This window comes from Mycobacterium neglectum (assembly GCF_002591975.1).
Classification (GTDB): Bacteria; Actinomycetota; Actinomycetes; order Mycobacteriales; family Mycobacteriaceae; genus Mycobacterium; species Mycobacterium neglectum.
Map to the genome: position 1 here is coordinate 18330 of NZ_NVQE01000057.1, position 11093 is coordinate 29422.

An 11093-nucleotide genomic window follows, 5' to 3' on the forward strand; every position below is an offset into this window, starting at 1 on the left:
TGCTACCGAGACAGGGCGCGCACGGCGGCGGCGAATGCGTCGCCGCGATGGCCGTAGCCGCTGAACTGGTCGAAGGATGCCCCGGCCGGCGCCAGCAGGACGGTGTCCCCAGGTCCGGCGAGACGCGACGCGGCCTCGATAACGGCCGCCATCACCGCCTCGCCAGTCACACCAGTCTCATCTTTCCCATGCACCCCAAAATCCTCCCCCGTCACAGGCTGAACGACGGGGACATCCGGGGCGTGTCGCGATAACGCGTTGGCGACCAGCTGGCGGTCACGGCCGATCAGCACCGCTCCAACCAGCCGATTCGCCACCGTCGCCACGAGTTCTTCGACCGAGGCGCCTTTGAGCAGCCCGCCGGCGATCCAGACCACGCGCGGATACGCAGTGATCGAGGCCTGCGCCGCATGCGGGTTCGTGGCCTTGGAATCGTCGATGTAGGTCACGCCGTCGTGCACTCCGATGACTTCGGCGCGGTGGCTGCCCACCTGAAACCCGGCGAGTGCATCCGCAATGGGCACCGGCGGCACCCCGACCGCACGGGCCAGGGCCGCCGCGGCCAGTGCGTCGAGCACCCCGACCGGCCCGGCCACCGGAATGGCTGCGACCGGCGCAAGTGGTACCCGGTCGCCGAACGCGTTGTCGACGAGCATGCCCTCATCGACGCCGAGCTCACCCGTCGCCGGTTCGCCCAACCGGAAGCCGACCCGCACCCGGGCCGCAGCCGTTTCCAGCAGACCCGCGGCCACCGGGTCGTCGAGGCCGGCGATCGCGACCCGGCCGCCAAGGGCGCGGGCCTTGTCGCTGGCGTAGGCCGCCATGCTGCCGTGCCAGTCCAGGTGGTCCTCGGCGACGTTGAGCACCACGCCGGCCTCCGGTCGCAGCGACGGCGCCCAGTGCAGTTGGAAGCTGGACAACTCGACGGCCAACACTTCGGACGGTTCGGCGAGCACGTCGAGCACCGGGTTCCCGATGTTGCCGCACAGCACCGCGCGACGACCCGCGGCGATCAACATCGCGTGCAGCATCGACGTCGTGGTGGTCTTGCCGTTGGTTCCGGTGACGACGAGCCATTGTCGCGGCGGCCCGAAGTGGCCGGAACTGTCCAGCCGCCAGGCCAATTCGACGTCTCCCCAGATCGGCACACCGGCCTCGGCTGCGGCGGACAGCACGGGTGCCGTCGGCGGGAATCCGGGGCTCGTCACCACCAGGTCGTACTCGGCGATGTGCGCCTGCGCTTCGGCGACGGTGACCACTTTCGCGGGCGTGATGAGACGTTGCAGCGCCAGCGGATCGTCGTCGCAGATCGTGAGCAGTACACCCGTCGGCTCCAGCACGGCGCTCACCGAGCGCCCGGTGATGCCCGCGCCTGTCACCAGAATGCGCGCCCCCGGCACCAATAGCGAAAGGTCGCTCACGTCAGGTACCGACGGTCGTGAACCACTCGCTGTAGAACAGTGCGACACCGAGCCCGCAGGCGATCGCGGTCAACAGCCAGAAGCGGATGATCACCGTGGTTTCGGCCCATCCCACCAATTCGAAGTGGTGATGGAACGGCGCCATGCGGAACACCCGGCGCCCGGTCGTACGGAACGCCAATATCTGCACGACGACCGAGGTGACCTCGGCGACGAACAGCGCGCCGAGCACAACCGCGAGCATCTCGGTCCGACTGGTCACCGACAGCCCGGCGATGATTCCGCCCAGCGCGAGCGACCCGGTGTCGCCCATGAAGATCTTCGCCGGCGCGGCATTCCACCACAGGAACCCGATGCAGGCGCCTGCTGTCGCCGCGGCGATGATCGCGAGGTCCAGCGGGTCGCGCACGTTGTAGCAGCCCAGGCCGGGACTGATCGCGCACGCGTTGCGGAACTGCCAGAAGGTGATCAACACATAGGCCGCGCACACCATCGCCATTGCGCCGGCGGCCAGCCCGTCCAGACCGTCGGTGAAGTTCACCGCGTTGGACCACGCGTAGATCATCGTCACGCAGAACAAGATGAACAGCGCCGGTGGCAGTGTGACGGTGGCGATCTCGCGGACGTACGACAGATCCGGGCTGCCCGGCGTGAGTCCGTCGGAGTTGCGGAACTGCAGCGCGAGCACACCGAATATCACCGCGGCACAGAGAATGCCGACGGTCTTGGCCGTCTTGTTCAGGCCCAGGTTGCGAGACCGGCGGATCTTTATCAGGTCGTCGGTGAAGCCGACCAAGCCCAGCGCGGTCGCCAGCCCGAGTACGAGCAGGCCCGAAGCCGACGGGCCCTTGCCGTCGATCACCACACCCACCAGGTGGGTGCCGAGGTAGGAGGCCCAGATGCCCGCGACGATGGCCACACCGCCCATCGACGGTGTGCCGCGCTTCTTGTGATGGCTCGGCGGACCGTCCTCGCGGATCTCGTGACCGAAGCCCTGCTTGGTGAACAGCCGGATCAGCACCGGGGTCAGCAGGATCGAGACCGTCAGTGCGATTCCGACGGCGATGAGGATCTGCCTCATGGGGTGGGGTCCCCACCATCGGCGATCAGGACATCGGCGAGTGCGCCCAGCCCAGCGGAGTTGGAGCCTTTCACCAGCACCACGTCGCCGGCTCGCAGCTCGGACCGGAGCACAGCCAGCGCGGCGTCAGCGTCGTCGACCATGGTGGCCTCAGAGCCCCACGACCCCTCCATCACCGCGCCGTGGTGCATGGCGCTCATAGCCCTCCCGGTTCCAATGACGATCAGTCGTGACACATCTAATCGCACGGCCAACCGGCCGATGTTGTCATGCTCCGATATCGCGTCGTCACCGAGTTCGGCCATCTCGCCCAAAACCGCCCAGCTGCGACGTCCTCCCCTACCCGCCGGGTGTGGGCCCACGCCTGCCCCGCGCGCCATCCAGGCGAGCGCCTTGAGCCCGGCACGCATCGAGTCGGGGTTGGCGTTGTAGGCGTCGTTGACGATCGTGACACCGTCGGGGCGGGTGGCGACCTGCATACGGTGTCGCGACGCCGGGCCCGCCGCGGCAAGCGCAGCGGCCACCTGCTCGAGCGTCGCGCCGCATTCCAGCGCGACGGCGGCCGCGCACAGCGCGTTGGACACCTGATGGTCGCCGTGCACCGCCAGCGTCACGCCGACCTGTTGGCCGCCGGCGTGCAGTGTGAACCGCGGCCGGGCCAGCTCATCGAGCGCCACCGCGTCCGCCCAGATGTCTGCTTCTGCTGACCTGGACACCCGCACGACGCGCGCCGCGGTCGTCTCGGCCATCGCGGCCACCACCGCGTCGTCGACGTTGAGCACCACCGCACCCGACGATGGAACAGCCTGGGGCAGTTCGGCTTTCGTCGCCGCGATCGCCTCCCGGGATCCGAACTCGCCGAGGTGGGCGGTGCCCACATTGAGCACCACCGCGATCGAGGGCGGCGCGATTGCCGCCAGAGCCGCGATGTTGCCGCGGTGCCGTGCGGACATCTCGAGCACCAGATAGTCGGTGGCCTCGGTTGCCCGCAGCACCGTCCATGGATGGCCGAGCTCATTGTTGAACGAGCCCGGCGGTGCGATGACCTCACCGAGCGGCGTGAGCACCGCCGCCAGCAGATCCTTGGTCGAGGTCTTACCCGAAGAGCCGGTGACGCCGATGATCGTCAGCCCGCCGTCCACCAGCTTCGCGGCGACGGCTGCAGCCAGCCGTGCCAGTGCGGCCAGCACCGCCGCACCAGAGCCGTCGCTGTCGTGTTCGAGCACGCTGGCGGTTTCCTCGCCCGTCGGCCGGACAGCGGGTTCGACGACGATCGCGGGCACTCCGACGGGCCGAGCGGCCAGCACCGCGACCGCTCCTTGTTCGACCGCGGCGGCGGCGAAATCGTGTCCGTCGGAGCGGGCGCCGGGCAGCGCAAGGAACAACCCGCCCGGTCCTGCGGCCCGCGAGTCGAACTCGACAGTGCCGGTGACCCTGGTGACGGCCGCCTGTTCGGGGCTGATGTCGGCAAGTCGCCCACCGACAATGCGGGCGATCTCGGCGATGGTCAGGTCGATCACGTGCGGTGTCCCCACGCCTCGAGCGCTTTGGTGAGCTCATCGCGGTCGTCGAACGGCCGGGTCACGCCGTGGCTGGTTTGTCCCGGCTCGTGGCCTTTACCCGCGACGAGCACAACGTCACCGGGTTGTGCCCAGGCGACCGCGTAGTCGATGGCCTCGCGACGGTCGCCGAGCTCGACGACTTCGGCGCGGCCCGCCGCGGTCCCAGCGACGATCGCAGCACGGATCTGCGCGGGCTCCTCGTCCCGCGGGTTGTCGTCGGTGATCACGACGAGGTCGGCCAGTTCAGCTGCCACCCGGCCCATCGGTTCGCGCTTACCCGCGTCCCGATTGCCGCCGGCGCCGAACACCACGGCCAGCCGCCCGGTGCCCTGTTCACGCAGCGTCTGCAGCACCGCTTCCAAAGCGCCGGGCTTGTGCGCGTAGTCGACCAGCGCGAGGAACGGCTGCCCGCGGTCGACGGTTTCCAGGCGCCCAGGCACACTCGCCGTGCGCAGACCGTGCGCCGCCTGTTCCGGCGACACCCCGACGGCGTCCAGCAGAGCCACCGCGAGCAGACAGTTCGCCACGTTGTAGCGGCCCGGCAAGCCGATGCTCAGCCCGTGGTGCACGCCCGCCGGATCGACGGCAGCGAATTCCTGGGCGCCGCCGGAGCCAGCACCGAGTATGCGCACATCTTCGACCCGCCAATCGGCGTCCTGCCCGGTAGCGCTCACCGACACCGGGCGGTGCGCGAGAGCAGCGATCGCGCGGCCCGCATCGTCGTCGACGCATACCACTGAAATGCTTGCATGCGTTGCGGATTCGGGGTCGAACAGTTGCGCCTTGGCGTCGAAGTAGTCCTGCATCGTCTGATGAAAGTCCAGATGGTCCCTGGACAGATTGGTGAACCCGCCGACCGCGAACCGCACCCCGTCGACGCGTCCCAGGGTCAGCGCATGGCTCGACACCTCCATGACCACGGTGTCGACACCCTGTTCGACCATCACGGCGAGCAGCGCCTGCAGATCGGGAGCTTCCGGCGTCGTCAGTGCGCTGGGCTGATCGCGGCCGTCGATGCGGATGCCGACGGTGCCGACGAGCCCCGGCTTCCGGTCGGCCGAGCGCAGGCCGGCCTCGACGAGATAGGTGGTGGTCGTCTTGCCCGATGTCCCGGTGACGCCGATGACGCGTAGCTTTTCCGACGGATGTCCGTAGACCGTGGCGGCCACCTCGCCAAGCACCGATCGCGGACCCGGGTGAATGAGGACCGGGACGTCGATATCGATGTCGCTGCCGATCTCGGCGAGTCCGGCGGCGTCGGTGAGGATCGCGGCGGCCCCGCGTGAAACGGCCTCGGCAGCGTGGCGGGCGCCGTGCGACGAGGCGCCCGGCAGGGCGGCGAACAGGTCGGAGGCCACCACGTCCCGACTGCGCAGCGTCACCCCGGTGATCTGGACGTCGGGAACCCGGACACCGTGCGCGGGCACCGCCGCGACCTGCTCGGCAAGCAGTCCGAGCGCGCTTCCGACAGGGTGGCTGGGACGCAGATTCATCGCGATGACACAGTACCGGCCTGCTACCGGGGCTACCTCAGCTCAGGTGGCCTGCAGCGTCAGCGGCGGGCCTTCTGGTGAGAGCGGCACGTTCTCCCGCTGGAGCAACCAGGCGGCGATGTTGTGGAACAACGGTGCCGCCGTCGTCCCTGGCTGCCCGTCGGCGGTCCGGTGCGGGTTGTCCATCATGACGCCGATGACATAGCGCGGATCGTCCGTCGTGGCGATGCCGGCGAAGGTGATCCAGTAGACGTCGTCGTAGTAGCAGCCGCACCCCGGGTTGATCTGCTGGGCGGTTCCCGTTTTGCCGGAGAGCTGATAGCCCTCGACGGCACCCTGCGATCCGGTGCCCTGTTGTACGCCCATCGGATCGCGTTGCAGCGTCGCCCGCAGCATCTGCCGCACGGTCTGCGCGGTCTGCGCGGAAACCACGCGTACCCCTTCCGGCCGGGGTTCGTCGGTGCGGGTGCCGTCGGGAGCGATAGTGGATTTGAGGATGCGCGGCGGAATGCGCACACCGTCGTTGGCGATCGCCTGGTACATGCCCGTCATCTGGAGCAGTGACATCGAAAGGCCTTGCCCGATAGGCAAGTTGGAGAACGTGCTACCCGACCACTGATCTATCGGCGGGACCAGGCCCGCGCTCTCGCCCGGCAGTCCGACACCGGTGCGCTGACCGAGGCCGAACTTGCGGACCATCTCGGCGTAGCGCTCCGGCCCCAGGCGCTGGGCCAGCATCAGCGTGCCGACGTTGGAGGACTTCCCGAAGATGCCGGTGGTCGTGTACGGCATGGTGCCGTGTTCCCAGGCATCGCCGACGGTGACGCCACCCATGTGGATCGAGCCAGGCACCTGCAGTACCTCGTCGGGGTTGGAAAGTCCGTACTCGATCACGGACGCGGCGGTGATGATCTTGTTGACCGAGCCGGGTTCGAACGGCGAGGACACCGCGGGGTTGCCCAGCTGCCGGTGATCCTGGCGCCCGATGTCCTGGCTCGGATCGAAGGTGTTGTCGTTCGCCATCGCAAGCACCTCACCGGTTTTGGCGTCCAGCACCACGGCTGACGCGTTCTTCGCACCGGACAGGTCCTTGGCCTGCTGCACTTGCTGCTGCACGTAGAACTGGATGTCGTCGTCGAGGGTCAGCATCACGGTCGACCCGTCGACCGCATCGTGGCGGTTCCGATAGCTCCCCGGGATCACGACACCGTCGGAGCCGCGGTCGTAGGTGACCGAACCGTCAGACCCGGCCAGGACGGCGTCCAGCGAGTCCTCCATGCCCAGCAGGCCGTGGCCGTCCCAGTCGATTCCGCCGACGATGTTGGCCGCCAGCGATCCGCCCGGGTACTGGCGCAGATCCTGCCGCTCCGAACCGACCTCGGGGAATTTGGAGGTGATGGCGTCGGCGATGGCCGGGTCGACCGCGCGGGCGAGGTAGACGAATGACTCGTTGCTCTTGAGCTTCTTCATCACCGTGGCGGCATTGGGCTTGTTGTTCAGTCGCAGGGCGACCTCGGCGGCGATATCGCGCATCCTGGCCGCCGGATCCGGCGCCTCCGGCGACTTCGCCAGCGCCTCATCCAGTTGCTTGCGTACCTTGACCGGCTGGAACGTCAGGGCGCGCGCTTCGATGGTGAACGCCAACTTGTCGTTGTCGCGGTCGACGATCGAACCGCGTACCGCCTGATCGACATCGGTGACCTTGAGCTGGCTCGCCGCTTCGGCGCGCAGGCCCTCGGCACGCGGCACCTGGAGGTTGAACAACTGCGCCGCGGCGACGATCAGCACCAGAAAGATGGCGGCGTTGCCGACGCGGTGCCGAAATACGAACGATGCGCTGCGCAGACCGCCGTCGGATGCCGGTGTTCGGGTGCGACGAGACCGTGCCGACCGTTCCTGCGTCTTCACGGCGCGGCGCGACTTCGATCTGCCGGCCGCGGGACCCTTGCCGCGGCTCATGCCGGGGCGCCTGGTACTGGCGCGGCCGCCGGTCCGGGCAGCGCCGCCTGGCCGGGCACCTGAGGTGCCGCGCCGGCGGGCGGCACCTGGAGCGGCTGTTGCAGCACGGGTGCCGACGGTGCGGCCGGGGTGGCCGGCATCGGCCCCAGCGCGGGCAGCGTGGCGCCGGCGGCGTGCGGCACCTCGGCGCCGGGCGCGGCCACCGGCGGAACGGCGGGCAGGACCGGCACCGGCTGGCCTGCACCCGGTAGCGGCTGGCTGGCGCCAGGCGCCGGTGTCAGCACAGGTCGCTGCGGAACACGCACGGTCAGCTCACGCGGATCCGTAACTCGCGCTGCCGGTGCCCGCGGTGGTGGGGGCGGCGTCTCCTCGGGCAGCGGCGAGTTCAGCGGGGGCGGCGGGACACCTTCGGCGGGTTTGGGGGTGCCGACCACGATCCAGTTGCCGGTGGGGTCCTGCACGAGGTGTGCGGTGTCGCGGGACGGAATCATGCCGAGTCCGCGCGCCGCCTCGGCCAACGCGGGCGCGGCCTGCGCCTCTAGGACGTCACGTTCTAGAGCTTCCTTCTGTTGCAGCAGAGCCTGATTCGTCTCACGGGCGATGCCGAGTTGGTAAGACCGCTCAGCGGCGTCGGTCGACAACCACAGGGTCGTCCCCAGACCTGCGCCAAGCGATCCGATGACCAGCACGACGAACGGCACCCTGGCGATCAACGCGCGAGGACGCAGGTCGATCGATGCCAGTTTGACGATTACGCGCTCACGTAGCGGAGGCCGTACGACCTTGGGTGCCTTGGCTTTACGTGCCTTGGCTCGCGCCTTGGCCTGGCTCGAGTTCTTCGGCCTAGCGGGAGCGCTCGTTGGCCGCGGAGTCGGATTGCTCTGTGGCGCTGACCGTCGCGGACGCTGGTCGGGGGTGGGCTTGCGCCGCGACGGTGCTTCACTCGGGCGACCACCGTTTCGGGGATTGCGTCGGCGCTCGTCGTGCCCGCGTGACGGTGCCGGCCGTTTGATCTGCTTGGCCTGCTTTGCCTGCTTGCTCTGTTTGGCCCTCATCGTGGCTCCCCCACCTTCTCCAGCGCCCGTAGCCGCACAGATGCGCTACGCGGGTTCAATGCGATCTCCTCGGCCCCGGCGCGCTCGGCGCCACGGGTCAAGGCGACGAATTCGGGTTCGTGCCCGGGTAATTCGACCGGAAGCCCGGGTGGCGTCTTGGAGGCGGTGGCCGCGGCGAACTGGTTCTTTACGATGCGGTCCTCCAAAGACTGGTAAGCCATCACCACAATCCGGCCGCCGGGGGTCAGCGCCTCGAGCGCTGCGGGCACCGCGTCCCGTAGCGAGTCCAGCTCGCCGTTGACGGCGATGCGCAACGCCTGGAATGTCCGCTTGGCCGGATGACCGCCGGTCCGGCGGGCTGGTGCTGGAATCGCCTGGTACAGCAGCTCAACCAGCTCCGCGGTGGTCGTGAACGGCCGACTGGCACGCCTGCGGGCGATCTGTGACGCGATACGGCTGGCGAACCGCTCCTCACCGAACTCACGCAGCAGGCGTGCCAGCGCTCGCTCGTCGTAAGTGTTGAGGACGTCGGCCGCGGTGAGTGGCGCGTCGGGATCCATCCTCATATCCAGGGGCGCGTCCGACGCGTAGGAGAAGCCGCGCTCGGTGCGGTCGAGTTGCATCGAGGACACGCCGAGATCGAAGAGGATGCCTTGGACAAAGCCTGGGTCGTCTTCGCGTGCCCAGTAACCGGTTTGCGCGAGCGCTCCTTCGATCCCGTCGTAGCGGGTACGTACCAGCAGCACGCGATCGCCGAATCTGGACAAGCGCTCACCTGCGATCCAGAGGGCATTGGGATCGCGATCCAGGCCGATCAGCCGCAAGCCGGGAAATTCGGTGAGGAACCGCTCGGAGTGCCCGCCGGCGCCGAGGGTGGCGTCGAGGAGCACTGCCCCGCTGCCATCGGAATCGTTGCGGGTCAGGGCTGGGGCCAAGAGTTCGACGCAGCGGTCGAGCAGCACGGGAATGTGGTCAGGCATCGCTGTGGATCCCTCCAGGCCTCCGGTGCGGGCCCCTGCATCGAGGTCCCTGTCCGAGGTCGCGGACCTGGCGTCGGGGAAGTACGCCAGGGCCGATTCGGACAGAGGCCACGATGCACAGGCAACGAGCCGGTCGAGTCCCGCATCAGCGGCACCCTCAAATGATGTCGTGCAGAGCTTCATCTGTGGCCGCGGAGAAGTTCTCTTCGTGGGACTGCTGGTATTCCTGCCACGCCGCCGAATCCCAGATTTCCAGGTAGTCGACCGATCCGATCACCACGCAGTCCTTCGAGAGGTTGGCGTAGCGGCGATGATCGGCCGACAGCGTGATCCGGCCTTGTGTGTCGGGGTGCTGTTCGTCAGTGGCCGCGGCGAGATTTCGCAGAAACGCGCGAGCCTCCGGATTGCTCCGCGATGCCTGCGACGCCCGTCGTGCCAGCTTTTCGAACTCCGCACGCGGATAGACGGCAAGGCTGTGATCTTGGCCTTTGGTGACCATCAACCCTCCTGCCAGTGCGTCGCGGAACTTGGCGGGCAGTGTGAGCCGCCCTTTGTCGTCGAGCTTCGGCGTGTAGGTGCCGAGAAACATCCCGCCACCTCCTGCCACTCCGGGGATCCGGATTCCCCGTTGCTCGCCACTTTACCCCACAATCCCCCACCACACTCCATTTGTTAGCAAGTTTTGTCCGCGCGCCCCCACCTATCAGGGCAATCACCGATAAACAACAGCACTGTCCGGATTCCAGGTCAGTTCGGCGAGAATAAAACCCCAGCTAGAAGGACTGCAGCGATGAAGTGGGGCGCTGTGGGGCGGCCGGCGATTCGGGGCCGCGCGCACAAAAAAGGGGTAGCCCGGTTGGGCTACCCCTGAGGTCGGTGCGGTTCTACTCGTCGAAACGGCGGCGGAACCGGTCCTCCATGCGGCTGGTGAACGAACCGCCGGAGCCCTTGGCCTTCTTCTGCCGCTGCTGCCCCACCTGGTCGGTGGCCGAACGGTCACGGCCGCCTGCCACTCGCGGGCCGGTGATCGCGAAGACGACGCCGCCGAACATCACGATGAATCCGACCACGGACAGGACCGCGAAGTCTCCGATCCGAGTGGCCGGGATCGCGATACCCGCCACCAGCATCGCCAGCCCGATCACGAAAAGCGCTGCACCCTGCAGTCGACGCCGGGTAGATGGCGCGCGCAGCGTGCCGCCGCGGACGCTCGAAGCGAACTTCGGGTCCTCGGCATAGAGCGCGCTCTCGATCTGATCGAGCATGCGCTGCTCATGATCGGAGAGTGGCATTCGTCCCTCCCTCGGGGCCCTGGAGCCGATGCGACCGGTCTCAATCGTTCAAACTGATGTCCGCCCGCATTCACGGACGCCTAACAGTCATGATACGAGGTCAATCTGAGCCGTACCACCTAGCGACGTGCCTCACCTACTTTGAGCGCGTGGCCGGTGGTGGTGCCTCACCTATTTTGAGCGCGTGGTCTAGAAGGCTTGCCCGATGTGGAAGGCAAGATCGATATGGCTGCGAGGCGGCAGGTAACGA

Annotated in this window: 9 protein-coding genes; all 9 read right to left on the reverse strand. The window is 68.0% G+C overall.

Annotated elements, in window-relative coordinates; translation table 11 throughout:
• Positions 1 to 2: 2 nt before the first annotated feature.
• A complete protein-coding gene (gene murD / locus CSQ99_RS27830; RefSeq protein ID WP_099042226.1) occupies positions 3 to 1421 on the reverse strand; it encodes a UDP-N-acetylmuramoyl-L-alanine--D-glutamate ligase in 1419 nt (472 codons plus the stop codon).
• 1 nt (position 1422) lies between these two features.
• On the reverse strand, positions 1423 to 2502 hold the full coding sequence (gene mraY / locus CSQ99_RS27835) for a phospho-N-acetylmuramoyl-pentapeptide-transferase (protein ID WP_099042227.1): 1080 nt from the start codon (positions 2500 to 2502) through the stop codon (positions 1423 to 1425).
• Positions 2499 to 4022: a UDP-N-acetylmuramoyl-tripeptide--D-alanyl-D-alanine ligase gene (locus CSQ99_RS27840; RefSeq protein WP_099042235.1), complete on the reverse strand. Its 1524-nt coding sequence runs from the start codon at positions 4020 to 4022 to the stop codon at positions 2499 to 2501. The genes mraY and CSQ99_RS27840 overlap by 4 nt, the downstream gene beginning before the upstream one ends.
• A complete protein-coding gene (locus CSQ99_RS27845) occupies positions 4019 to 5557 on the reverse strand; it encodes a UDP-N-acetylmuramoyl-L-alanyl-D-glutamate--2,6-diaminopimelate ligase (RefSeq protein ID WP_099042228.1) in 1539 nt (512 codons plus the stop codon). The genes CSQ99_RS27840 and CSQ99_RS27845 overlap by 4 nt, the downstream gene beginning before the upstream one ends.
• Before the next feature lie 42 nt (positions 5558 to 5599).
• Positions 5600 to 7516 carry a peptidoglycan D,D-transpeptidase FtsI family protein gene (locus CSQ99_RS27850; RefSeq protein ID WP_099042229.1) on the reverse strand — a complete coding sequence of 639 codons (1917 nt, stop codon included), beginning with the start codon at positions 7514 to 7516 and terminating at the stop codon, positions 5600 to 5602.
• Positions 7513 to 8571: a cell division protein FtsL gene (gene ftsL / locus CSQ99_RS27855; protein ID WP_099042230.1), complete on the reverse strand. Its 1059-nt coding sequence runs from the start codon at positions 8569 to 8571 to the stop codon at positions 7513 to 7515. Before ftsL ends, CSQ99_RS27850 begins: the two co-directional genes overlap by 4 nt.
• Positions 8568 to 9734, reverse strand: a complete 1167-nt coding sequence (gene rsmH / locus CSQ99_RS27860; protein ID WP_245909127.1) for a 16S rRNA (cytosine(1402)-N(4))-methyltransferase RsmH — start codon at positions 9732 to 9734, stop codon at positions 8568 to 8570. The genes ftsL and rsmH overlap by 4 nt, the downstream gene beginning before the upstream one ends.
• A complete protein-coding gene (mraZ, locus tag CSQ99_RS27865; RefSeq protein WP_006240863.1) occupies positions 9709 to 10140 on the reverse strand; it encodes a division/cell wall cluster transcriptional repressor MraZ in 432 nt (143 codons plus the stop codon). The genes rsmH and mraZ overlap by 26 nt, the downstream gene beginning before the upstream one ends.
• A 295-nt stretch (positions 10141 to 10435) precedes the next feature.
• Positions 10436 to 10843 (reverse strand): DUF3040 domain-containing protein, encoded by a 408-nt coding sequence (locus CSQ99_RS27870; RefSeq protein ID WP_099042232.1) that lies wholly within the window; start codon positions 10841 to 10843, stop codon positions 10436 to 10438.
• Between the last annotated feature and the right edge of the window lie 250 nt (positions 10844 to 11093).

Coding starts and splice junctions, on each gene's coding strand:
- mraZ (WP_006240863.1), bottom strand. CDS start 10,140: ATGTTTCTCGGCACCTACACGCCGAAGCTCGACGACAAAGGGCGGCTC.
- CSQ99_RS27870 (WP_099042232.1), bottom strand. CDS start 10,843: ATGCCACTCTCCGATCATGAGCAGCGCATGCTCGATCAGATCGAGAGC.
- CSQ99_RS27850 (WP_099042229.1), bottom strand. CDS start 7,516: ATGAGCCGCGGCAAGGGTCCCGCGGCCGGCAGATCGAAGTCGCGCCGC.
- CSQ99_RS27845 (WP_099042228.1), bottom strand. CDS start 5,557: ATGAATCTGCGTCCCAGCCACCCTGTCGGAAGCGCGCTCGGACTGCTT.
- ftsL (WP_099042230.1), bottom strand. CDS start 8,571: ATGAGGGCCAAACAGAGCAAGCAGGCAAAGCAGGCCAAGCAGATCAAA.
- mraY (WP_099042227.1), bottom strand. CDS start 2,502: ATGAGGCAGATCCTCATCGCCGTCGGAATCGCACTGACGGTCTCGATC.
- rsmH (WP_245909127.1), bottom strand. CDS start 9,734: ATGAAGCTCTGCACGACATCATTTGAGGGTGCCGCTGATGCGGGACTC.